This is a genomic window from Pseudomonas sp. F01002 (assembly GCF_004402115.1).
Lineage (GTDB): Bacteria > Pseudomonadota > Gammaproteobacteria > Pseudomonadales > Pseudomonadaceae > Aquipseudomonas > Aquipseudomonas frigoris.
The window spans coordinates 45826-68376 of the sequence record NZ_SOPU01000003.1 but is presented as its reverse complement, the minus strand read 5'-3'; the positions used below and the strand labels follow the sequence as shown (position 1 = coordinate 68376).

The following is a 22551-nucleotide window of genomic DNA, read 5'->3' as shown; positions in this document are numbered from 1 at the left end:
CGGCTTTGGCGAGCAGGCTCGCTCCCACAGGGATTGCGGTGAGCTGACAGGCATCGCTTGGCCCGAGTGCACGAATAATAAATCTGTTCCCTTTTCCGCCCTACCATTGCACGACCACTAATGAACTTGCAGGCCGTATTCATGGAGATGCATTCGAAGACACGCAGAACGGCTGATAGCGACCTTGCCACTTTGTTCCGGACAAAGGAACTGATGCCTGCGCCCAAAACGATCAAAGAGCTCGGGCTGATGGAGAGGCTGTACCGAGAGATTAAAACCCCCAGCGGCTGTCTGATCTACCTGTCCGAAAAAGCGAATGCGAGCTTTCTGCGCTTAGTGGAAACGGTAGAAGCATATCTACCAAGTCGCGACCTCGTATCATCCGACGACATTTATCAGGCATGCAAAATCGAATTGGGCCGTCTGCACGAACAAGAGGCTCCGCTAAAAGATATCGTCACCTTTCTCGCGTCGGTGGAGGCGGCAATGAAGAGCGAAATCATTACGCACAGGTTTTACACGACACTCAATGGTTTGAGCCTCAGCGGTGTCGATCAGATGAAAATCGGTAGGCTGACTGTGCAAAGGCCTAACTTGGCAATACTTGAGAATTGTGTCGCTAACGAAGCGATGGTGAGCGGCACTTGGGCACGAATGAAACAGAGCCTGTGGATCTCTGGTGAAATTACGGGAAGTAGGAAATACGCAGAGCGACGTTTTTTCGAAGATGTAAAGGCAGCATGCGGTTTACTTGCAGTCTCGCTGACAACCGCATTAGAGAGAGGCGGCTACGCCGTACGATTGACACCCAGCATGCCAGGTCGAGTCAGGCCAAGCTCGGCGACGTGGTTTTCAATTGAAACATCCTCTAATGAGCTATGCACCAGCGCATCTATGACAGGATTTCAATCCATCACTCTCAACGATGACCTTGTCGAGGGATTACAGGCATCTGAATGGTTCGGTGAATTAACTCGAATTATTCAAGAAGGGAGTAATGATGATGCAGAACACGCGATACGACGTGCTATTTATTGGTTCTTCGATGCCCAGGCAGACACATCACCAGAGATGCAATTGGTGAAGTTTTGGAGCTGTATTGAGTGTTTCCTTTCCTTCGAAAATGAGGGGAAAACCACGACCAAAATCAAGCGCGGGCTGACCGCACTACTGACGTTTGGAGGCTACGGGTTTGCTAGCTTAGACACTTGGAGGGATCTTGAGAGAGAGATCGACGCACTTTACGAATTACGCTCCAGTGCAGTGCATGACGCAAGGCATAGTCACGTATCGGATCGTGACATCACCACAGTCAGCAAATGGGCCGCTTGGGCAATCCTAGAAGTCGCTGGACTAATCTCTAATGGCTACGAGACCAGGGCTCAGATCAAAGAACAAACAGATCGCCTGTCTGCAATGCTTCAAAAGCAGAGTACTCGGTAGGCGACTGCCCAATTCACCTTGTGTGATTTAGGAAAGTACCCAATGTGCGGTAGTGGTTCAGAAAAATGGCACGCATTTATTTTTTGTTTCTTCGGCACGTTAAAAGCAACCATGGAAAGAAGAGTCAAATATTTTCATATCAAACAAGCATTGATTCAGGCAAATAAATCCACCCCCTTTTCCGTCCAAAATTGGACGGAAAAATATATCCGTCGCATATCCCCTCGCAGCTAACAAAATCGCGTCGAATTTCAGCCCGATGTCATTTAAGCAAACAACACAAACCTGGCTTCAAGTCTGTGCAGTAACTCAAACGTATTCAAAAACGGAACGTTAAGCTGTTCACAAATATTAGGGATGATGAATTTACGTTTAGCGTCGCGATTCAGCACTTCGTGAGTCACTAAAGTCGCACCTGTCGTCATAGCCTTTGCAATCAACCAAGGGTCTGCCCCCGCTAAGAACTCTTCCATGGCGCCAATCTTCATTCTCGGCGCCTGATCCGCCACAAGCCCCACCACCTGCGCGAATGCTTCTTGCGTGGCGTCATCAGTAGTGACGTGAAAAAACGCAGCGTTCTCCTTCGCCCATTGAGCTAATTCGTCATTCCCTTTCGTTAGCTCATCCATCACAGGTCCAATGCTGGCTAAAGCTAATGCTTCATTCTTCAGCAATAACCATTGCCAAAAACCAGGACAGATTTTCATGCCGTAGTAACGGTTCTTTGCTTCGATCAGCGTGTTAGCGTCTAGTAAATGATTCATTCCGTAATCTTGCTGGCGAGAGTCCTTAACTTGGCAGGTTGCACGCCGAGCAAATGTCCCGCATCGCGCAGCAGCATCCGGCCACTCATTGCTTCAGTCAGCACCGCCTTGCTTAGGCGAGGGCTGTTTTTCGCGGTGGAGTTGCGGTAGTAGTCACCAGCTCCACCTTCTTTATCCTGAAAAGCCTTGAGGATTATTCGATAGTAAGCGCTGTACTGGGCCTGGTTTATATATTCAAGATCCAATGCGCGGCGACCGATCGCCAATTTACTGATATGAAACCGCGTCGCCAGCGGAGCTAGATTGTCTTCCCAGTTAACATCGGCGTCCCACAGGGCGCGGAATTGGGCTTCGGGAGCAAGAAACTCACCTGCTACTGCATTGCAGAATCGTTCCTCGTCTCGACCATTCGCGGTGTTCCCGTCAGACACTCCGCTGCTACCAATCCAGATATGGGCCAGTTCGTGGAGCAAAGTAAACAGCCGGGCAGTGGGGGCGTCGGAACTGTTGACGAATACAACGGGTACGTAGGCATTACTGATGGCAAACCCCCGAAACTCGCTAACTTCAAGTTTTCGATGAGTATTCCCTAGAGCAATGCCACTGCGCATAACCAAAATGCCAGCCGCTTCTGCAGCCTCGATCAAGGCACGGCTGTATTTGTCGTAATCCAATCGAGCAACGTCAGGATTTACGCCGAGGATCCGGCGGATATCGTCCACCACCTCTGCGACTTGAGATCGGCTATTGAAGCGACCTACAAATACTAACGGCTGATGCTCCTGGTGTTGCAGATACTCCAGATACCAGTCCTGCTTACGTATGGAATCCCTGACAGTGTCCAACAGCTCCAGACTTGGACGTTGAGGAGCAACCCCTCCGACGGTCCGCAGATCAGGTAAAGGCAGTTGCTCGACGGGCGGCTGCTGAAGAAACAGGAAGCCGAAAGGGACGTGAGCGAGACTCGCCCACTTTTGAGCTTGAAGGAATGTTGGCTTGGTCTCGCCAGCCTCCCATTCCTCTACCCGATCAGGTTTCACTGGCAGCTTTTTAGCAACCTGCTCAGTGGAGAGACCCGCACGCTCACGGGACCACGTGAGCAGGCTTGGGTTGACTAAGGCGGCTTGAATCATAGGGTCGCAGGCAAATCAGATGGGACCGGCAAACGTTCGAGGGCATGCTTGACAGATGCATTCGAATGACGCTGGATCCGGTTATCTGGCATTGCCTTTCTCCTTGGCTATTTAAAGTCTGGTGGCAGCGGCTACAGATTAGTCGAGAAGCAGCGCTACCGACGGTAGAAGCGCGCGATTATGGGGTAATTCCGCAACCACCCGAAGCGCAAATTTGTAACCCACAGTCAGATGGTATTGACCTGTTTCAATGCGTTTCATGACACAGGTGCGACTCGCCCCAAAGGTTGCAGGAACTAGATCTCCACGATACCCTCCCACCGTCGCTGCCAATTCAGCGACCGGGTGTGAGAGCCCGAAACATCAAGGCGCAAAGCGCCCAAAAAACTATCGCGGCGTTTTTTTTCGTCTGCGATATGGCTTTATGGCGGCTGTGCGTGGGAGACCTTCGGGTCTACCGGTTGCCTTGATTGCCGGTTTCTCACCCCGCGCACGGCTGTCACCCAAGCCCGTGAGAAGGCTCGTGGCAGCTCCTCAAATCAAGGATGTTGACCCATGACTAGAACAAATCCGTACGAAATTTGGCTTTTCCCTCAGCGCAATTCCCAATCGCGTAATGCCCTCTCCGACCGCCTCTCCCTCATCGGAGGTGGCAAATGACCGAACAACCCGAACTCAAAACCATCGGCCTTACACCCGCGATCTACTGCGGGGATCAAGCGCTGTTCCATGTCACCCGCAACGCCCCCCTCGGCGATGCATTGGCCATGGCTTCTGATTTTCTGTTCCTCGCCAAGAAGCTAACCGAAGATGCCGCCTACGCCACAGACACCGACCGCCACGCCTGGGCCGCGCATTATTTGACGGCGATGAGTAAGGCGGTGGTGGATGATGCGGTGAAGGTGCTGAATCGGGATCGGGATAATGAGTTGGCGTCCAAGCGGGCGGGGGCTAAGGCTGAAGCTTAGTGTTTGAGGCCTGTGGGGGTGGGTAGCTTGCGATGGTGGCAGCTGATTCAGCATTTATGTTGGCTGGGCTGGCGCTATCGCGAGCAGGCTCGCTCCCACAGGAGTTGCAGTGAGCTGACAGGGATTATTTGGCGCGACTAGGTGGCTGGGTTGTCATTGCGGGGCATCTTCAGCATTGATGGTGGCTAGGCTGGCGCTATCGCGAGCAAGCTCGCTCCCACAGGGGGTTTTGTGGGGTGATTGGGATTTTGGATTTGGCCCCGCGGTTTTTTCGGGGCTTTTTATTATTCGGCTCGGGGGAAATGGCTTTCGGTTTACAGCGGGATAGATCAACGCATCTGCTCCCTGAATTGCCCACGGATCTGATGCTGTTTCTCACCTGTAATGCTTGCTATACATCAACCATCGACAGGCCCTCAGGGCATTAGGCCGGTGAGTGAACGCCCGCACCCCACTCATCTAGACTTAATGGATAGTCGTAGGCAGAACCGAACACGTCGCTTTGGTGCAGTTCGATCAATAGCAGCGTGGCAAGCTGCCTTAATGCCCTTATAGAGGTGCGGCAAAGACCGCGCCGGGCACAACAAGATGCCCGCTCAGGGTGCCCTGGCCAACGGCCTGAAATTGCCACGATACCGTGACGTGGTGTGAGTGCCGCAGCCGACACTTCCGGACGACCGACAACCCTCTGGTTTGTCCGTGACCGTGAGGAATGCTGAATGCCTGATGAGATGTTGCAATTGCCTATGGTCAACAGCGTGCTGGAGCGCCACAAGGGCTCTGCTGGCGCACTGTTGCCGATTCTTCATGAGATTCAGGAGGGCATCGGTTATATCCCCGATGCCGCCATCCCCGAGATTGCCCACGCGCTGAACCTGAGTCAGGCCGAGGTTCGCGGGGTGATCAGTTTTTACCATGACTTCCGCACCGCGCCTCCGGCCCGGCATATCCTGCGTCTGTGCCGGGCCGAGTCCTGCAAGAGTCGCGGCGCCGAGCAGCTTGCGGCTCAGTTGCGCGAACGCCTGCAACTGGACGATCACGGCAGTAGCGCCGACGGCAGCATCAGTTTGCGCCCGGTGTATTGCCTCGGCGCCTGCGCCTGTTCGCCCGCTCTGGAGCTGGATGGTCAGGTGCATGCGCGGCTCAGTGCCGAGCGTCTCGATGCTTTGCTTGATGCTTGCCGGGAGGACGCATGATGCCGCGCCTCTATTTGCCCAGTGATTCTCTGGCCCGCGCCGTGGGTGCCGACGAAGTGGCGGTTGCCCTTGCCGCGAAGGCCCAGGAACACAACCTGCCGCTGGACTTGCAGCGCACCAGCTCGCGCGGCCTGTATTGGCTGGAACCGTTGCTGGAAATGGACACCCCACAAGGCCGTATCGGCTTCGGCCCGCTGACCGCTGCCGATGTGCCGTCGGTGCTCGAAGCCCTGCGTGGCGATCCGTCTGCTCATCCGCTGGCCTTGGGGTTGGTGGAGGAATTGCCTTATCTGAAGACGCAACAACGCCTGCTGTTTGCCCGCGCCGGCATCACCCGGCCGCTTTACCTCGACGATTACCGGGATCACGGCGGTTTCGAGGGGTTGAAAAGGGCCGTCGCCATCGGTGGCGAACAGACCGCGACCGCGGTGTTCGATTCAGGCCTGCGTGGCCGTGGCGGCGCAGCCTTCCCCGCCGGGATCAAATGGCGCACGGTGCGCGCCACCCAGGCTGCTCAGAAGTACATTGTGTGCAACGCCGACGAAGGCGACTCAGGCACCTTCGCCGATCGCATGTTGATGGAAGGCGACCCCTTCCTGCTGATCGAAGGCATGGCCATTGCCGGCATCACCGTCGGCGCCAGTTACGGCTACATCTATGTGCGCTCGGAATATCCAGACGCCGTGGCCACACTGCGCCAGGCGCTGAACATTGCTCGGACCGCCGGATATCTGGGCGCCAATGTCGGCGGCAGCGGCCTAGCTTTCGATATGGAAGTGCGCGTCGGGGCCGGCGCTTATATCTGCGGTGAAGAAACTGCGCTGCTGGACTCGCTGGAAGGCAAGCGCGGGATCGTCCGCGCCAAGCCACCGATCCCCGCGTTGAAGGGGCTGTTCGGTTTGCCGACGCTGGTGCACAACGTGCTGACCCTGGCCTCGGTGCCGCTGATTCTGGCCAAGGGCGCGCAGTTCTATCGCGATTACGGCATGGGCCGCTCGCTGGGCACCATGCCCTTCCAACTGGCGGGCAATATTCGTCACGGCGGCCTGGTGGAACGGGCCTTTGGCCTGACCCTGCGGGAACTGGTGGAAGACTACGGCGGTGGCACCGCCAGTGGCCGGCCGCTGAAGGCCGCGCAGGTCGGCGGCCCGCTCGGTGCCTGGGTGCCGCCGTCGCAATTCGACACGCCGCTGGATTACGAGGCGTTCGCCGCCATCGGCGCGATGCTCGGTCACGGTGGTGTGGTGGTGGCTGACGACAGCCTGGACATGGCCCACATGGCGCGCTTCGCCATGCAGTTCTGCGCTGAGGAATCCTGTGGCAAATGCACCCCGTGCCGCATCGGCTCGACCCGGGGCGTGGAGGTGATCGACCGCCTGCTGGCCGCGCCTGACCAGAGTGGTCGCGATGAGCAGGTGATCATCCTCAAGGACCTGTGCGACACCCTGCAATACGGTTCGCTGTGCGCGTTGGGCGGCATGGTCTCCTTTCCGGTAGCCAGCGCCCTCAAGCACTTCCCCGCCGACTTCGGTCTGCAATCCTCGGAGGCCGACCAATGATCACCCTCTTCGACCCGAACACCGATATCGACTTAGGCACCCCGGCCCGCGACAGCGACGTGCAGGTGACCCTGAACATCGACGGCCGCAGCATCAGCGTGCCCGAAGGCACCTCGGTGATGCGCGCCGCCGCGCTGCTGGGCACCACCATTCCCAAACTGTGCGCCACCGACAGCCTGGAAGCCTTCGGCTCCTGCCGCATGTGCCTGGTGGAGATCGATGGCATGCGCGGTTATCCGGCGTCCTGCACCACGCCGGTCACAAAAGGCATGAGCGTACACACCCAGACGCCGAAACTCGCGACCCTGCGCCGCAATGTCATGGAACTGTACATCTCCGATCACCCGCTGGATTGCCTGACCTGCTCCGCGAACGGCAATTGCGAGCTGCAAACCGTCGCCGGCCAAGTCGGCCTGCGGGAGGTGCGCTACGGCTATGAAGGCGACAACCATCTGGCCGACCTGAAGGACACTTCCAACCCGTATTTCGATTACGACCCGAGCAAGTGCATCGTCTGCAACCGCTGCGTGCGCGCCTGTGAAGAAACCCAAGGCACGTTTGCCCTGACCATCACCGGACGCGGGTTTGAATCCCGGGTCGCGGCTGCCGGTGGCGATAACTTCCTCGAGTCAGAATGCGTGTCCTGCGGCGCCTGTGTGCAAGCCTGCCCTACCGCGACGCTGATGGAAAAAAGCGTGGTCGAACTGGGGCAGCCCGAACGCAGCGTGATCACCACTTGCGCCTATTGCGGCGTGGGCTGCTCGTTCCGCGCCGAGATGAAAGGCGACCAGCTGGTGCGCATGGTTCCCGACAAGAACGGCCAGGCCAACCACGGCCACTCCTGCGTCAAAGGACGCTTTGCCTGGGGCTACGCGACCCACCCGGATCGCATCACCAAGCCGATGATCCGCAAACACATCAACGATCCCTGGCAGGAAGTCAGCTGGGATGAAGCGGTGACCTACGCCGCCAGCGAATTCCGTCGGCTGCAGCAAAAATACGGACGCGATTCCATTGGTGGCATCACCTCCAGTCGTTGCACCAACGAAGAAACCTACCTGGTGCAAAAACTGGTGCGCGCCGCGTTCGGCAACAACAACGTCGACACCTGTGCGCGGGTTTGCCACTCGCCGACCGGCTATGGCCTGAAACAAACCCTTGGCGAGTCCGCCGGCACCCAGAGTTTCGACTCGGTGATGCAGGCCGACGTGATCCTGGTGATGGGCGCCAACCCGAGCGACGCCCACCCGGTGTTCGCCTCCCAGCTCAAACGTCGCCTGCGTGAAGGCGCGCGGCTGATTGTCATCGATCCGCGACGCATTGATCTGGTGGACTCGGTGCATGCCCGCGCCGAACTGCACCTGGCCCTGCGCCCGGGCACCAACGTCGCCATGCTCAACGCCCTGGCCCACGTCATCGTCACCGAAGGCCTGTTGAACCAAGCCTTTATCGACGCCCGTTGCGAGGATAACGAATTCGCCCACTGGCGCGAGTTCGTCAGCCGCGCGGAAAACTCGCCGGAAGTCCTTGGCGCCATCTGCGGCGTAGAACCCGCCGACATCCGCGCCGCCGCCCGTTTGTATGCCACGGGAGGCAACGCGGCGATCTACTACGGCCTGGGCGTCACCGAACACAGCCAGGGCAGCACCGCGGTCATGGGCATCGCCAACCTGGCCATGGCCACCGGCAACATCGGCCGCGAAGGCGTGGGCGTGAACCCGCTGCGTGGTCAGAACAACGTTCAGGGCTCCTGCGACATGGGTTCCTTCCCCCATGAGTTGCCCGGCTACCGACACATCTCCAACGAGGTGGTACGGACGCAGTTCGAACAGGCCTGGAATGTCACCCTGCAACCCGACCCGGGCCTGCGCATCCCCAACATGTTCGAAGCCGCCCTCAGCGGCAGCTTCAAGGGCCTGTATTGCCAGGGCGAGGACATCGCCCAGAGCGACCCGAATACCCAACACGTCACCGCAGCCCTGTCCGCCATGGAATGCATCGTGGTGCAGGACATTTTCCTCAACGAAACCGCCAAGTTCGCCCACGTGTTCCTGCCGGGCTGCTCGTTCCTGGAAAAAGACGGCACCTTCACCAACGCCGAACGACGCATCTCCCGGGTGCGCAAAGTCATGGAGCCTCTGGGCGGCAAGGCCGACTGGGAAGGCACGGTGGCCCTGGCCAACGCCCTGGGCTACCCAATGAACTACACGCACCCGTCGGAAATCATGGATGAAATCGCCAGCCTCACGCCGACCTTCACCAACGTCAGCTACACCGAACTGGACCGCCACGGCAGCCTGCAATGGCCGTGCAACGCCGCGGCACCGGACGGCACGCCGACCATGCACATCGAGGAATTCGTGCGCGGCAAGGGGCGCTTCATGCTCACCGGCTACGTACCCACCGAGGAAAAGGTCAACAATCGCTATCCGCTTCTGCTGACTACCGGGCGCATCCTCAGCCAGTACAACGTCGGCGCCCAGACACGGCGTACCGACAACGTCGCCTGGCACGATGAAGACCGCCTGGAAATCCACCCCACCGACGCCGAAAGCCGTGGCATCAACGAAGGTGACTGGGTCGGCATCGGCAGCCGCGCCGGACAGACCGTACTGCGTGCGCGGGTCACCGAACGGGTCGCCCCGGGCGTGGTGTACACCACGTTCCACTTCCCGGAATCGGGCGCCAACGTCATCACTACCGACAACTCCGACTGGGCCACCAACTGTCCGGAGTACAAGGTCACGGCCGTGGAAGTCAGCCGCGTCTACCACCCTTCCGAGTGGCAAAAACGCTATCAGGAGTTCAGCGACAACCAGCACCGTCTGCTCAACGAACGCCGTCAGGCGCGTGGCACTAAAGCCGAGGTACGCCGATGAGCACTGAAAATCTGATCAAAATGGCCAACCAGATCGCCCAGTACTTCGCCAGCCAACCGGATCAGCAACAGGCCGTGCTCGGCGTGCGTAATCACCTGCAGATGTACTGGACGCCCGACATGCGCAAGGAATTGCTGGCCTGGCAGACGGAGCATCAGGGGGCAGACTTGCACCCACTGGCGCAGGCTGCGGTCAGTGGGGCGGGCTGGGAGGCTTAGGTTCACACGACCCCTTGGAATTGCCCCTTGGGCGAAGGGGCTAATACCGGTCAGTTAAGGGGGTAAACACCGCAACCTGTGGGAGCGAGCTTGCTCCGGGCGGCGTTCCGACGATAGCGGCAGTTCAGTCTGCATTGATGTTGAATGTAGCGCCGCCATCGCGAGCAAGCTCGCTCCCACAACCATGCCTTTACGCCAGCTGCGCTATCATCGCCCGCTCCTCTGCGCCCGGTGTCTTGAACCTGCATGTCTATGTCTTCGCCATTACCTGATGATCAACACTCACTGCCACCGGTCCTGGTCGGGCCGCTGTTGCGGCGTCTGGAGCCCACGCGGCTGGTGATGTGGCTGGTGGGGTCGCGGGCATTGTCGCTGAGGTTGCGCCTGCAAGATCGCGACGCTATCCACCTCGACGCGAGTCAGTGCACGGTCATTGCGGTGGGCTCCCAGGCCTTTGTTCATTTGATCGATGTGTCGCTGGACGCCGCCCTGCCCTGCGATACGTTAATCGAATACGACCTGCTGATTGACGACGCTGGCAAAGGCATCGCCGATTGGGCTCCGCACTTGCTGTACGGCGACGCCCGTTGCCCAAACTTCGTCCTGCGTAAACGGGCCGATCATCTGTTGCACGGCTCCTGCCGCAAACCCCACCATCCGGCCCCGGACGGCTTGCTGTGCGTCGATCGTTTGCTGGAGGCCGAGCCGGACGCACACAAACGTCCGGCGCTGTTGATGATGAGCGGCGATCAGGTGTACGCCGACGATGTCGCGGGGCCGATGCTGCGAGCCATCCATGCCTTGATCAAGCGCTTGGGGCTGTTCGAAGAGCACCTCGAAGGCGCGGTGGTCAGTGACAGCGCCAAACTCTACGAGCACCACGCCAGCTACTACCATCGTGCGGATTTATTACCGGCGCTGGAGAGCAACGAAACCTTGCGCGAGCGATTTTTCGGTGGGGCGCGTAAGCCGATTTTCACCAGCAGCAGTGCCGACAACCATCTGGTGACGTTCGCCGAAGTCATGGCCATGTACCTGCTGGTCTGGTCGCCGACACCCTGGACATTGATCGCCCCGCAGCCACCGGCACTGACACCTGAAAGACGCGAGCGTTATGCCCTTGAGCAGACCCGCATCGACGGCTTCAAGGCCGGGCTTGGAGGCGTCGCCCGAGCACTCGCGCACCTGCCGTGCCTGATGATTTTCGACGACCACGATATTACCGATGACTGGAATCTTTCCGCGCAATGGGAGGAAACGGCCTACGGCCATCCGTTCTCCAGACGCATCATCGGCAACGCACTGATTGCTTATATGCTGTGCCAGGGCTGGGGCAACAACCCGGATGCGTTCGGCGCTGTGCTGAAGAAGGCCGGCGGATTGAGCGCGACCGGGCATGACCGTTACCTCGACAGTGACATTCAGGACGAGTTGATTGACGAACTGCTGAGGTTTCAGAACTGGCATTACGTGCTGCCCACCCGCCCGGCCATCGTCGTGCTCGACACCCGCACCCGGCGCTGGCGCAGCGAGATGAACCTCAAGCAGCCTTCGGGCTTGCTGGACTGGGAAGCCCTCAGCGAACTGCAACAGGAACTGCTCGATCACCCTTCGGCCATCATCGTTTCGCCGGCGCCGATCTTCGGCGTCAAACTGATCGAAACCGTGCAGCGCGTTTTCAGCTGGTGCGGTTATCCCCTCCTGGTGGACGCCGAAAACTGGATGGCCCATCGCGGCGCGGCCCAGGTGATCCTGAACATTTTCCGACACTCGCGTACACCCGGTAATTACGTGGTGCTGTCAGGCGATGTGCATTATTCCTTCGTCTACGAAGTACTGATCCGACACCGCAAGGCCGGCCCGCGCATCTGGCAGATCACCAGCAGCGGCATCAAAAACGAATTCCCGCCCGCCCTGCTCGAGTGGTTCGACCGCCTCAACCGCTGGCTCTACTCGCCCCGCTCGCCACTGAACTGGCTGACCAAACGCCGGCGAATGCGCATTGTTCCGCATGTCCCGGAACATGCTGAAGCGGGTGAACGGCTGTGGAATTCGGCGGGGATCGGGCAAGTGTTCTTTAATGAAAAAGGACAGCCGCAGGAGATCTATCAGCACAACTCGAACGGTTCGCCGAAGACGCGGATGGTTGCGCCTGAGAATGACGACTGAAGGCATTCGATCGGTTTACGGCTCCCTTACATGATTGGTGTTGCTCATGAACCTCACCCGAACCCTGATCATCGGCAATTCCGGTTCCGGCAAAAGCTGGCTGGCCGAACGACTGGCCAAGTACCTTCAACTGCCGTGGGTCGATCTCGATTCGATTCACTGGTTGTCCGACGAACACAGCATCGCCCGCCCCCGTGCCGAGGCGTTGGGCATTGCACGGGTGGTGGCCAGTGAAGAGCGCTGGGTTATCGAAGGCGTTTACGGCTGGATCATCAGCGAACTCTTGCCCCGGGCGACAACACTGATCTGGCTGTGTGTTGAAGATGAGGAATGTGTCGCCAATATTCGTCAGCGAGAGGCGCTGCGGGACAAGAATGACGAGTTGTTGATTGCATTGCTCGACTGGGCCGGCAGCTATCGTACGCGCGAAGAGTCCAGTGGATTTGCCGCGCATCAGCGTCTGTTCGAAGGGTTTGGCGGTTCGAAACTCAAACTCACGGATCGAGCCGAAATCACGACATTCGCGAACACCGTGTTACAAGCCAACTAACTCACACTGTTTACCAGGATACGTATGTTTGCACGGAGCAAATTAGTCCCCGAATTAATGGTCACGGACATCAAGAAAAGTCTTCACTTCTGGACCTCCCTGATCGGTTTACAAATCGCCTATGAACGCCCCGAAGTCGGATTTGCCTACCTCGATCAAAACGGTGTTCAAATCATGCTGGAGCAATACGACCCGGCCGAAGGTCAGTGGGTAACCGGCGCACTGCAAGCGCCGTATGGCCGTATGGTCGAGGCATAAACTTTCAAATCACAGTTGATGTCGTCGAACCGATACTCCAGCGCCTGGCCAAATTTGAATGGCCGCTGTTTCGTCCCTGCGCCGATGTCTGGTATCGCGCGGATGCAGTGGAAGTCGGCCAACGCGAATTTCTGGTGCAGGACCCGGACGGTTATCTGGTCCGATTGGTGGAGAGTTTGGGCGAGCGGCCGTACGCGTCAGGCAGCCACTGAGCCAAGAGATGGCTTGTTATTCGGATCGGGATTACATCGATCACGGAAACGTCTTTTGGTAAGTCGATGGATACTGAGCGTCTGTCAAATGCGGAGAACACGATGCAAACCACACAACAATCAGATAGCAATCACTTTGGAAAAGGCTCTGCTGCCAACTTCAAAGCAAGTGATGAAACCGCTTACCTTTTGAGTTCGAAAGCCAATGCGAAACGTTTGCTCAAGTCGATCGCTACTTTGAGGACAGGAACAACCAGTATCGGCAAGCCAATTACACCGACGGAAACGCCGATCCTATAGGAGCTGCCAAAGGCTGCGATCTTTTGATCTTGATTCTGGCCGGAGCTGAAATCGCTGAAGATCAAAAGATCGCTGCCTTCGGCAGCTCCTACGAAAGGCTTGCGTGAGTCCTAGGGATTTCAGGCCGCTTTCACCGCCCGGCAAACCCCTCTGACAATCATCTCCACTTCCCGCTCATCAATCGTCAGCGGCGGCAGCAAGCGAATGGTTTTGCCCCGTGTCACGTTGATCAGCAAGCCGTGATCCCGTGCGACGATGAGGGTCAGGTCGCGAATCGGCTGTTTGAGTTCGATGCCGATCATTAAGCCCTGGCCGCGGATCTCCAGGATGTTCGGGTCGTCCGCCAATTCAATGCGCAATCTGGCCAGCAAACGCTGGCCCTGAAGTTTGGCGTTTTCCAGCAGCCCTTGTTCTTCAATGATTTCCAGCACCGTGCAACCCACGCGGCAGGCCAGTGGATTGCCGCCGAAAGTGCTGCCGTGACTGCCGGGGGTGAAGAGGTCGGCGGCTTTGCCCCGAGCCAGGCAGGCGCCGATGGGAATACCGTTGCCCAGGCCCTTGGCCAGGGTCATGACGTCCGGAACGATGCCTTCGTGCTGAAAGGCAAACCACTGGCCGGTGCGGCCGATGCCAGTCTGGATTTCGTCGAGCATCAGCAGCCACGAGCGGCGAGTGCAGAGTTCGCGAATGGCTTTCAGGTAACCGGGCGGGGCCATTTGGACACCGCTTTCCCCCTGAATCGGTTCCATCAGGATCGCCACGATGCGCGGGCCGTGGGCTTGCTGCACCTTGTCCAACGCCTTGAGGTCGCCGAACGGCACTTTGACGAAGTCCCCCGGCAACTCGTTGAAACCCAGGCGCACCGCCGGGCCGTCGCTGGCGGACAAGGTGCCGAGCGTCCGGCCGTGGAAAGCGTTTTCCATGACCACCACCAGCGGTTGTTCGATGCCTTTGTGCCAACCGTACAACCGTGCAAGTTTCAGCGCGGTCTCGTTGGCTTCAGCACCGGAGTTGTTGAAGAACGCCCGCTCCATGCCCGCCAACCGGGTCAGTTTCTGCGCCAGCCGCTGTTGCCAGTCGATGCTGTAAAGATTGGAGGTGTGCAGCAACAGACCAGCCTGTTCACTGATGGCGGAGACGATTCTGGGGTGGGAGTGGCCCACATTGGTCACCGCCACGCCCGCCACCGCGTCCAGGTATTCACGACCGGCCTGATCCCACAGGCGTGTGCCCAGGCCCTTGCTGAAACTCAAGGCCAAGGGTTGGTAAGTGGTCATCAGGCAGGCGGCGGTCATGACATCAAGCTCCATCAACGGTCGGTGTTTTTGCAGTATGGTTAGCCACCTGAGCTAGATAAACGCTGCAACACTTCAATCATTTTAAAGCTGGGTTTGATAATGGATTTGTTCCAGGCAATGACCGTTTACGTCAAAGTGGTGGAAACCGGCAGCATGACCGCCGCCGCGTTGCAGTGCGAAATGTCCACCACCATGGTCGGCAATCACCTGCGGGCGTTGGAGCAACGCCTGGGTGTGCGCCTGCTCAACCGTACGACGCGACGCCAGCGGTTAACGGAATTCGGCACCGCTTATTACCAGCGTTGCCTCGAAGTGCTGGGGCTGGTCGCCGATTCCGAACGCTTGGCCGAGCAGGCTCTCGATGAACCGAGCGGCACCTTGCGCATCACCGCACCGCTGACGTTCGGCACCGAAAAACTGGCACCCGCCCTGAGTGAATTCGCCCTGCTGTGTCCACGCGTCAAATTGGATGTGGTCCTCACCAATCGCCGTCCGGACCTGCTCGAAAACGGTTTCGACGTGGCATTTCGCCTGGGCAATACCGAGGAGGCCCACCTGATCGCCCGTCCACTCCTCGACTACAGCCTGACCATGTGTGCATCACCGGAGTACCTGGCGCGCAAAGGCACACCGCAGAAACCTGATGATCTGCAACACCACGACTGTCTATCCTTTGCCTATCCAGCCGGGGATGACTGGCAGTCGGTGGAAAAACATTGGCGCCTGACCGGCCCCGAGGGAGAAGTGGCGGTCGCGGTCAATGGACCGATGTTGATCAACAGTTCGGCAGGACTGCATCAAGCGGCGCGAACCGGTATGGGCATCGTGGTGTTGCCTGATGCGTTGATGGAGCAAGATCTCAAGGACGGAAAACTGGTGGCATTGATGCAGAATTACCTGCCGCCGAGCCGACCGATGAACCTGATGTATGCCCAGGATCGCTACCGTTTGCCAAAACTGCGTAGTTTCGTCGACTTTGCCTTGCAGAGATGGGGCAAGCACTAGCCGACCGAATACCCCATGCACTAATCTCCTCGACAGGCGGGTCACTTAGATATCAGGGCGGCAGGGAGTGCGGAGATGAGTGAAGCGTCGAATATCGAGCCGTTGAAGTTCAATCTGTCGGATTTGAACGAAGACATGCTGCACACCATTCTGGAACTGGTCAGCGACGGCATCTGGGACTGGAATGCCAACACCGGGTTCGTCTATCGCAACCCCGGGTGGTACGAGATGCTCGGCTACCCGCCTCATTCCCTGGATAACAACGTGTTGACCTGGGAAAACGTGATCCATCCCGACGATTACCAGCAGGTCATGGCGCTGTTCGACGACTACCTGAATCAGTGCGCCCCCGGCTATCAGGCCGAGTATCGCTGCCGCATGCAGGATGGCAGCTATACCTGGATCGAAGACCGTGGCTACGTACTGGCACGCAATGCCGACGGTTCGGTGGCGCGGATGGTCGGCGCGCACCGCAGCATCGAAGACAAGAAGCGCCTGTATGAAGCGCTTGAACGGCGCAACCAATCACTTGAAGCGATCGTTGAAGAACGCACCCGAGAGTTGTCTCGCGTCAATCAGCAACTGCAAATCCAACTCGAAGAAAACCGCAAACTGGCGGAAACCGACACACTGACCTCAATCGCCAATCGCTATCTTCTGGAAAAAGTCCTGCCCCAGGAATGCGAACGCGCCCAGCGCTTTCGACAACCGCTGTCGCTGATTGCGATGGACATCGACGACTTCAAGAACATCAACGATCACTACGGCCACGCGCTGGGTGATGCGGCATTGGTGCAGGTGATCGATAGCGTGAAGCACTGCGTACGCGAGGGCGATCTGCTCGCGCGTTGGGGCGGCGATGAGTTCATCCTGATCCTGCCCAATACACCATTCGTCGATGCCCGGGCCCTCGCTGAACGTATCCGCCATGGCCTCGCAAGCCTGCTACCCGTGGGGGACTTTCAAGTGACCATGAGTTTTGGCGTGGTTCAGCGCTTTGAAGAAGAACAACAGACCGGGTTGCTGGCCAGGTCTGATCAGGCGCTGTATCGGTCGAAGATCGCGGGCAAGAATGTGATTTCGGGGTAAGGGCTATGCCCTTCACTTCTCACATCCCCGCCTTCACCAACACCGGTTTCTCCTGATACCGATCCGCATACAGCTTTTTCAACTGCGCGACCTTCGGTAGATCGTTGATCACGATGTAGGGATAGGTCGGGTGCTCGGTCAGAAAGTCTTGATGTTCCTCCTCGGCCGGGTAAAAACCGTTGTAGGTCTCCAACTTGGTGACAATGGGTTTGTTGAACGAATGGGCGGCGTCGAGCTGGGCGATGTAGGCCTGAGCGATACGCTGCTGTTCGCTGTTTTCCGGGAAAAGCGCCGAGCGATACTGAGTGCCGCGGTCAGGTCCCTGACGGTTGAGTTCGGTAGGATTGTGAGCCACCGAAAAGTAGATTTGCAGCAAGGTGCCGTAGCTGACCTGACGGGGGTCGAAGGTGACTTCGACGGATTCCGCATGACCGGTATCGCCATTGCTGACCCGTTCGTACTGAGCGGTGTTGACTGCACCGCCGGCGTAACCGGAGACCGCTTTCTTCACTCCTTTGACATGCTGGAACACACCTTGGACGCCCCAGAAGCAACCGCCGGCGAAGACCGCCTTTTCGCTGTCGGCCTGGGTGGTTTCGTCGAGGGTGGGTGGAGGAATGATGACCGCGTCTTCCGCCGCACCGAAAGAGAACGCCAGGCATTGGCCGATGACGCCGGCAGCGGCCAGGCCCAACAGGGTGCGGCGCCAGGTGAATAGGGTTTTCATGAGACTGATTCCTGAATGAATGGAATGACGATCAACCGAACGTAAACGCATACGCCGACACTTCGGGATCGAGAAACTCGATGCTGAAAATCCGATCCGTCACGCCACCGGATTGGCGCACCAACTGGTACAAGCGTTGTTCAGTCACGCTGCCGCTGCCGTCGGGCGCCACGTCGGTACCGTGGTCTTCGCCGGGGGCTTTTCCGTCAATCAACACTTTGAAACGCACCGGTTTACCGTGAGTGCCAGGCCCCAGCACCAGGTGCAGATCGCGGGCATGGAAGCGGTAGACGATGCGACTGGCCGGGCCGCTTGAAGTCGCCCGCTCCGAGCCGACATTCCATTGACCGTCCAGGCTCCAGTCGTTGAGTGCTAATTGCGATGGAGCGCTATAGGCCGACACCTTGTCCGGCACCAGGCTGGTTTCAGGCACGAAATGCTCGGCACGCTGGTAGCCGACATAGGTTTCCGGTGATTGCACTTCGTTCATGTCCGGGGCCAGTTGAACACCCTCGGCGCTGGCATTGATCAGACCGTCCGCGACCTTCACGGCACCTGCTTCGCGCAGCAGTTGCTGGATCACCCGCTCCGATTCGGCGTACTCGCCTTCGCCAAAGTGGTGATAACGAATGCGACCCTGAGCGTCGGCAAAATAGTGAGCCGGCCAGTATTCGTTGTTGAAAGCTCGCCAGATCTTGAAGTCATTATCGATGGCCACTGGGTAGTTGATGCCCAGGTCCTTCATCGCTTTGGTGACATTGCCTACGTCTCGTTCGAAAGCAAACTCGGGCGCATGGACGCCAATCACCACCAATCCCTGATCGCGGTACTTCTCGGCCCAAGCCTTCACATACGGCAGTGTGCGCAGACAGTTGATGCAGGAGTAAGTCCAGAAATCCACCAGCACGACTTTGCCCTTCAAGGCCTGCACTGTGAGCGGTGGCGAGTTGAGCCATTGCACCGCGCCGTCCAGCGATGGAAGGTTGCCTTCAATCGGCAGTGCGCCCGGCGCTTTGTCAGCCACTTTCATTGCACTTCCCGAGGCCGGAACCTGCGCCATCATCGCCCCGCTACCGTTCGGTGATTTTCCGGCCAGCCGTCCAACCAAAGCCTGCTCGATACCGCCGGTGGACGCCGTCGAAACCCGCGCCAGGATCCCGGTGTCGAGCCCCAGGGCAATCGCCGCGACACCGGCTAGCATCGCGGCGCCCAGGCCTCGACGCAGCCACTCGCCAGCGCCGATGGAACGCTTCATCGCCGCGAAGACTTTACCGCCCAGCAGCAGCGCCACCGCGAGGGAAGTTGCGGTACCCGCGGCGTAGGCCAGCAACAACAAGGTGGTTGCGATGCTTGCCCCTTGCAGCGCGGCTCCGGTCAGCAACAGCCCCAGAATCGGCCCGGCACACGGAGCCCAGAGCAGGCCCGTGGCGACGCCGATCAGGAACGAAGCGCCGGGACGCGGCCGGGCATCGGCGCCCGCGGCTTCCGACAACCGGCTGCCCGCTGCCACCAGTGGCCGCGTCAGGCGCTCGGCCAGTCGCGGCAGCAACAGCGTCAGCCCGAACAGTGCAACGAACAGCAACGCGAGCCAGCGACCGTACTGATTGACTTGCACCACCCAACCGCCACCCACCGCCGCCAACGAGGCGACGAGCGCAAAGGTCAGCGCCATTCCCGCCAATAGCGGCAACCCGCTCTTCATGAACGGCTGCCCTGTGCGAGCGAAGACAAAGGGCAGTACCGGCAGGATGCACGGGCTGACAATCGTCAACACACCACCGAGATAAGCGAGGACTAGAAGCCACATAACGTCGACCTGCAAAAATGAGTGAAAGGGAGTACCCGCGGATCAAGCTGTCTTCGGCACAAAAGTCATCGCCAGGCCGTTCATGCAGTAACGCAGGCCGGTGGGTTTGGGCCCATCGTCGAAGACATGGCCCAGATGACCGCCACAACGCCGGCAGTGGACTTCTTCGCGCAGCACCCCGAAGGAACGGTCCTGACGAGTGGCCACAGCCTTGTCCAGCGGTGCCCAGAAACTCGGCCAACCGGTGCGGCTGTCGAACTTGGTCGCGGAAGAAAACAACGGCAGGTCGCAACCGGCACAGGCAAACGTACCTTCACGGTGCTGGTTGTTCAGCGGGCTGCTGTAGGCCCGTTCGGTGCCCTCTTCGCGCAGGATTTCGTACTGCTCGGCGCTGAGCATGGCGCGCCATTCGTTGTCGCTGTGAGTCACCTCGAACACCTCTGCCGCGCTGGCATCACTGACCAGTGCAGAGCTCGCGGCAAATTTTGGCAATACACCGATGACCAGGGCTGCAGCGCCTAGCCCGCCGCTTGCTACGAGAAACTGTCGCCGTGAAATCATGGTCGTCTCCGAAAATTCCAGGTGCCTGTCATGGAACACAGCCTAGGCTTGGGTTGATCGCCAAATCCTCACGGAGAGTTAAATAATTCGTGATAACTCCGGCCCCGGAAAACCCGCACAATGCGCTCATTGCGCCGAAGGATTGAGCTTGATGGAACAGACCAAACGCGTCCTCGTGGTCGAGGACGACCTGCATATCGCCGACCTTATCTGCCTGCATCTACGCGATGAGCAGTTCGAGGTGGTGCACTGCGCCGATGGCGATGAAGGCATGCGACTGCTGCAGCAAGGAAGCTGGGACGCACTGATCCTCGACCTGATGCTGCCCGGCGTCGACGGCCTGGAAATCTGCCGCAGGGCCCGCGCCATGGCCCGCTACACACCGATCATCATTACCAGCGCGCGCTCCAGCGAAGTGCACCGGATTCTCGGGCTCGAACTCGGCGCCGACGATTACCTGGCCAAACCCTTCTCGATGCTCGAGCTGGTGGCCCGGGTCAAAGCGCTGTTGCGACGGGTCGACGCCATGGCCCGCAACCTGAAAATGGACGCCGGCAGCCTGATCACGGACGGTCTCTCCATCGACCCGATCACGCGCGATGTGTCCCTTGACGGTCGCCGCCTCGACCTCACGCCACGGGAGTTCGACCTGTTGTATTTCTTCGCCCGTCAGCCCGGCAAAGTGTTCTCGCGCATGGACCTACTCAACGCCGTCTGGGGTTACAGCCATGAAGGCTACGAGCACACCGTCAACACTCACATCAACCGCCTGCGGGCAAAGATCGAGGCCGATCCGGCGCAACCCGCGCGCATCCTCACCGTGTGGGGACGCGGCTACAAATTCGCGGCCAGGGAGGAGCAGCCGTGAGACTGACCCTGACTCAACGCCTGTCTCTGGTGTTCGCCGTGTTGCTGCTCGTGTGCTGCGGCACGTCGGCCTGGTTGCAGGTGCGGTCCAACCAGATGCATGAGCTGGAAGTGGTGCAAGGGTTGTCGCGGGATCTGGCCCGGCACATCGCCCATGACACCGTGCTGATGGACTCCAAAGGCCTGATGCCCGACGCCGTGCGCGACCTGTTCAGTCAACTGATGCTGGTAAATCCCAGTGTCGAGGTCTATCTGCTCGACACCGAGGGCCGGATTGTCGGCAGTGCTGCGCCCGAGGGTCGGATACACCGGGAGCGGGTCGATCTGGCGCCGATCCAGCGCCTGCTCAAGGGCGATGCCCTGCCGATTCTCGGCGACGATCCGCGCAGCATTGATGGCCGCAAAGTGTTCAGCGCCGCGCCATTACAGGTCAACGGCAAATCGGTGGGCTATCTCTATGTGGTGCTGCTCAGCGAAGAGCACGACCGCTTCGCCGAACGCGGCGCCACCAGCGCCGCCCTGAATACCGCGCTGTTGTCCATCGGGCTGGTGGCGTTGCTGTGCCTGATTGCCGGTCTCACGGCATTCGCCCTCATCACCCGACCTTTGCGCCGTTTGACCGAAACTGTCAGCCGCTTCGACATTGATGGCACTCCGGTAACGCCGCCGGCATCCGTCCCGGTGGAACAAGCCGCCAGCCACGATGAAATTGCCATACTCGATGCCGCCTTCCGGCAGATGCAAGCTCGCCTCGGTGAGCAATGGCGTTCATTGACCCGCCAGGATCAGGAACGCCGCGAACTGGTGGCTAACATCTCCCACGACCTGCGCACGCCTCTCGCCTCGCTGCACGGTTACCTGGAAACCTTGTCGCTCAAGGACGCCACGTTGTCACCCGCCGATCGCCGCCGTTACCTGGGCATCGCACTGGATCAAAGCCGCAAGGTGGGTGGACTGGCGCAATCGCTACTGGAACTTGTGCGCCTGGAACATGGTTTCGTGCAACCGGTGCTGGAACGTTTTTCGCTGACCGATCTGGTGCAGGACATTTTCCAGAAATTCGAACTGACGGCCGAGGCGCGTCACGTCGAACTCAAGGCCACCTTTGCACCCAATGTTTCAGCGGCCTGCGCCGACCTTGGGTTGATCGAGCGGGTGCTCACCAACCTGTTCGACAACGCCCTGCGCCACACCCCGCAAGGGGGAGAAATCGAGCTCAGCCTGCGCCGTCAAGGACCTTTTATTGAAGTCACCGTCAGCGACACCGGCCCCGGCATCACTGCCGAACTGCGCGAAGGTCTGTTCCTGCGCCCGTTCAACATTGGCGGCGCACGGCGTGACGGTGGACTGGGGTTGCGGATCGTGCACCGGATCCTGCAATTGCACGGCCGCGAGATCCAGCTGATTGACGTTCCCGGCCGCGGCGCGACCTTCCGCTTTTCGTTGCCGGTGGACCAGCAAACGGCTGAGCAATTGGCGGTTCGGTCGATGAATCTGAATACGCTGGGGAAATAGTCGACTGCCTGGGCTACAGCAACGGCTAATATC

At 59.0% G+C, this 22551-nt stretch carries 19 protein-coding genes and 1 pseudogene; 14 read left to right on the top strand and 6 right to left on the bottom strand.

What is annotated here, in order from left to right; translation table 11 throughout:
- Positions 1-120: 120 nt before the first annotated feature.
- Positions 121-1443 (top strand): HEPN domain-containing protein, encoded by a 1323-nt coding sequence (locus E3W21_RS31520; protein WP_256661467.1) that lies wholly within the window; start codon positions 121-123, stop codon positions 1441-1443.
- Positions 1444-1709: 266 nt separating this feature from the next.
- On the opposite strand, the gene E3W21_RS00915 is transcribed toward E3W21_RS31520, so the two are convergent.
- Positions 1710-2207, bottom strand: coding sequence for a DUF4411 family protein (locus tag E3W21_RS00915; protein ID WP_129438229.1), 498 nt, complete (start codon positions 2205-2207; stop codon positions 1710-1712).
- On the bottom strand, positions 2204-3340 hold the full coding sequence (locus E3W21_RS00910) for an ImmA/IrrE family metallo-endopeptidase (RefSeq protein ID WP_134417257.1): 1137 nt from the start codon (positions 3338-3340) through the stop codon (positions 2204-2206). Before E3W21_RS00910 ends, E3W21_RS00915 begins: the two co-directional genes overlap by 4 nt.
- Before the next feature lie 656 nt (positions 3341-3996).
- On the opposite strand from E3W21_RS00910, the gene E3W21_RS00905 reads away from it, so the two are divergent.
- The 9 genes and pseudogenes from E3W21_RS00905 (at position 3997) to E3W21_RS00865 (ending at position 13649) form a co-directional block, all read left to right on the top strand.
- Positions 3997-4308, top strand: coding sequence for a DUF3077 domain-containing protein (locus tag E3W21_RS00905; protein ID WP_134417255.1), 312 nt, complete (start codon positions 3997-3999; stop codon positions 4306-4308).
- Between the two features lie 719 nt (positions 4309-5027).
- Positions 5028-5504, top strand: a complete 477-nt coding sequence (locus E3W21_RS00900; protein WP_123365388.1) for a formate dehydrogenase subunit gamma — start codon at positions 5028-5030, stop codon at positions 5502-5504.
- On the top strand, positions 5501-7063 hold the full coding sequence (locus E3W21_RS00895) for an NADH-quinone oxidoreductase subunit NuoF (protein WP_178084122.1): 1563 nt from the start codon (positions 5501-5503) through the stop codon (positions 7061-7063). Before E3W21_RS00900 ends, E3W21_RS00895 begins: the two co-directional genes overlap by 4 nt.
- Entirely contained in the window at positions 7060-9942 is a 2883-nt protein-coding gene (fdhF, locus tag E3W21_RS00890) for a formate dehydrogenase subunit alpha (protein WP_134417251.1), read from the top strand. Before E3W21_RS00895 ends, fdhF begins: the two co-directional genes overlap by 4 nt.
- A complete protein-coding gene (locus tag E3W21_RS00885; RefSeq protein WP_134417249.1) occupies positions 9939-10160 on the top strand; it encodes a formate dehydrogenase subunit delta in 222 nt (73 codons plus the stop codon). Before fdhF ends, E3W21_RS00885 begins: the two co-directional genes overlap by 4 nt.
- A gap of 246 nt (positions 10161-10406) precedes the next feature.
- A complete protein-coding gene (locus tag E3W21_RS00880; protein ID WP_134417247.1) occupies positions 10407-12329 on the top strand; it encodes an alkaline phosphatase D family protein in 1923 nt (640 codons plus the stop codon).
- A gap of 46 nt (positions 12330-12375) precedes the next feature.
- Positions 12376-12879 carry an adenylate kinase gene (locus tag E3W21_RS00875; RefSeq protein WP_134417245.1) on the top strand — a complete coding sequence of 168 codons (504 nt, stop codon included), beginning with the start codon at positions 12376-12378 and terminating at the stop codon, positions 12877-12879.
- A 24-nt stretch (positions 12880-12903) separates the two neighbouring features.
- Positions 12904-13349 (top strand): annotated as a pseudogene (locus tag E3W21_RS00870) (bleomycin resistance protein).
- Positions 13350-13451: 102 nt separating this feature from the next.
- Positions 13452-13649 carry a hypothetical protein gene (locus E3W21_RS00865; protein ID WP_134417243.1) on the top strand — a complete coding sequence of 66 codons (198 nt, stop codon included), beginning with the start codon at positions 13452-13454 and terminating at the stop codon, positions 13647-13649.
- Positions 13650-13768: 119 nt separating this feature from the next.
- Here the strand turns inward: E3W21_RS00865 and E3W21_RS00860 are convergent, their stop codons facing one another.
- Complete coding sequence (locus tag E3W21_RS00860) at positions 13769-14944, bottom strand: aspartate aminotransferase family protein (protein ID WP_134417241.1); 1176 nt, start codon at positions 14942-14944, stop codon at positions 13769-13771.
- A 102-nt stretch (positions 14945-15046) separates the two neighbouring features.
- Here E3W21_RS00860 and E3W21_RS00855 point away from each other — a divergent pair, with 102 nt between their 5' ends.
- Positions 15047-15952: a LysR family transcriptional regulator gene (locus tag E3W21_RS00855; RefSeq protein ID WP_056743154.1), complete on the top strand. Its 906-nt coding sequence runs from the start codon at positions 15047-15049 to the stop codon at positions 15950-15952.
- A gap of 75 nt (positions 15953-16027) precedes the next feature.
- Complete coding sequence (locus E3W21_RS00850; protein WP_134417239.1) at positions 16028-17041, top strand: sensor domain-containing diguanylate cyclase; 1014 nt, start codon at positions 16028-16030, stop codon at positions 17039-17041.
- Between the two features lie 19 nt (positions 17042-17060).
- On the opposite strand, the gene msrA is transcribed toward E3W21_RS00850, so the two are convergent.
- From msrA to msrB, 3 genes are read right to left on the bottom strand one after another with little or no spacing between them, the layout of a single operon-like run.
- Positions 17061-17768 carry a peptide-methionine (S)-S-oxide reductase MsrA gene (gene msrA, locus E3W21_RS00845; RefSeq protein ID WP_129438249.1) on the bottom strand — a complete coding sequence of 236 codons (708 nt, stop codon included), beginning with the start codon at positions 17766-17768 and terminating at the stop codon, positions 17061-17063.
- Positions 17769-17799: 31 nt separating this feature from the next.
- On the bottom strand, positions 17800-19575 hold the full coding sequence (locus tag E3W21_RS00840; RefSeq protein ID WP_134417237.1) for a cytochrome c biogenesis protein DipZ: 1776 nt from the start codon (positions 19573-19575) through the stop codon (positions 17800-17802).
- Between the two features lie 42 nt (positions 19576-19617).
- Positions 19618-20136 carry a peptide-methionine (R)-S-oxide reductase MsrB gene (gene msrB, locus E3W21_RS00835; RefSeq protein ID WP_134417235.1) on the bottom strand — a complete coding sequence of 173 codons (519 nt, stop codon included), beginning with the start codon at positions 20134-20136 and terminating at the stop codon, positions 19618-19620.
- A gap of 151 nt (positions 20137-20287) precedes the next feature.
- Here msrB and E3W21_RS00830 point away from each other — a divergent pair, with 151 nt between their 5' ends.
- Positions 20288-21004, top strand: coding sequence for a response regulator transcription factor (locus E3W21_RS00830; protein ID WP_123365373.1), 717 nt, complete (start codon positions 20288-20290; stop codon positions 21002-21004).
- Entirely contained in the window at positions 21001-22518 is a 1518-nt protein-coding gene (locus tag E3W21_RS00825; protein WP_134417233.1) for a HAMP domain-containing sensor histidine kinase, read from the top strand. The genes E3W21_RS00830 and E3W21_RS00825 overlap by 4 nt, the downstream gene beginning before the upstream one ends.
- The last annotated feature ends 33 nt before the right edge of the window (positions 22519-22551 follow it).

What these genes read in the sequence shown, in the direction of transcription:
- E3W21_RS00910 (WP_134417257.1), bottom strand. Translation starts at nt 3,340, where the DNA reads ATGATTCAAGCCGCCTTAGTCAACCCAAGCCTGCTCACGTGGTCCCGT.
- E3W21_RS00915 (WP_129438229.1), bottom strand. Translation starts at nt 2,207, where the DNA reads ATGAATCATTTACTAGACGCTAACACGCTGATCGAAGCAAAGAACCGT.
- fdhF (WP_134417251.1), top strand. Translation starts at nt 7,060, where the DNA reads ATGATCACCCTCTTCGACCCGAACACCGATATCGACTTAGGCACCCCG.
- E3W21_RS00860 (WP_134417241.1), bottom strand. Translation starts at nt 14,944, where the DNA reads ATGACCGCCGCCTGCCTGATGACCACTTACCAACCCTTGGCCTTGAGT.
- E3W21_RS00865 (WP_134417243.1), top strand. Translation starts at nt 13,452, where the DNA reads ATGCAAACCACACAACAATCAGATAGCAATCACTTTGGAAAAGGCTCT.
- msrB (WP_134417235.1), bottom strand. Translation starts at nt 20,136, where the DNA reads ATGATTTCACGGCGACAGTTTCTCGTAGCAAGCGGCGGGCTAGGCGCT.
- E3W21_RS00850 (WP_134417239.1), top strand. Translation starts at nt 16,028, where the DNA reads ATGAGTGAAGCGTCGAATATCGAGCCGTTGAAGTTCAATCTGTCGGAT.
- E3W21_RS00840 (WP_134417237.1), bottom strand. Translation starts at nt 19,575, where the DNA reads ATGTGGCTTCTAGTCCTCGCTTATCTCGGTGGTGTGTTGACGATTGTC.
- E3W21_RS00900 (WP_123365388.1), top strand. Translation starts at nt 5,028, where the DNA reads ATGCCTGATGAGATGTTGCAATTGCCTATGGTCAACAGCGTGCTGGAG.
- E3W21_RS00895 (WP_178084122.1), top strand. Translation starts at nt 5,501, where the DNA reads ATGATGCCGCGCCTCTATTTGCCCAGTGATTCTCTGGCCCGCGCCGTG.
- E3W21_RS31520 (WP_256661467.1), top strand. Translation starts at nt 121, where the DNA reads ATGAACTTGCAGGCCGTATTCATGGAGATGCATTCGAAGACACGCAGA.
- E3W21_RS00905 (WP_134417255.1), top strand. Translation starts at nt 3,997, where the DNA reads ATGACCGAACAACCCGAACTCAAAACCATCGGCCTTACACCCGCGATC.
- E3W21_RS00880 (WP_134417247.1), top strand. Translation starts at nt 10,407, where the DNA reads ATGTCTATGTCTTCGCCATTACCTGATGATCAACACTCACTGCCACCG.
- E3W21_RS00885 (WP_134417249.1), top strand. Translation starts at nt 9,939, where the DNA reads ATGAGCACTGAAAATCTGATCAAAATGGCCAACCAGATCGCCCAGTAC.
- E3W21_RS00855 (WP_056743154.1), top strand. Translation starts at nt 15,047, where the DNA reads ATGGATTTGTTCCAGGCAATGACCGTTTACGTCAAAGTGGTGGAAACC.
- E3W21_RS00875 (WP_134417245.1), top strand. Translation starts at nt 12,376, where the DNA reads ATGAACCTCACCCGAACCCTGATCATCGGCAATTCCGGTTCCGGCAAA.
- msrA (WP_129438249.1), bottom strand. Translation starts at nt 17,768, where the DNA reads ATGAAAACCCTATTCACCTGGCGCCGCACCCTGTTGGGCCTGGCCGCT.
- E3W21_RS00830 (WP_123365373.1), top strand. Translation starts at nt 20,288, where the DNA reads ATGGAACAGACCAAACGCGTCCTCGTGGTCGAGGACGACCTGCATATC.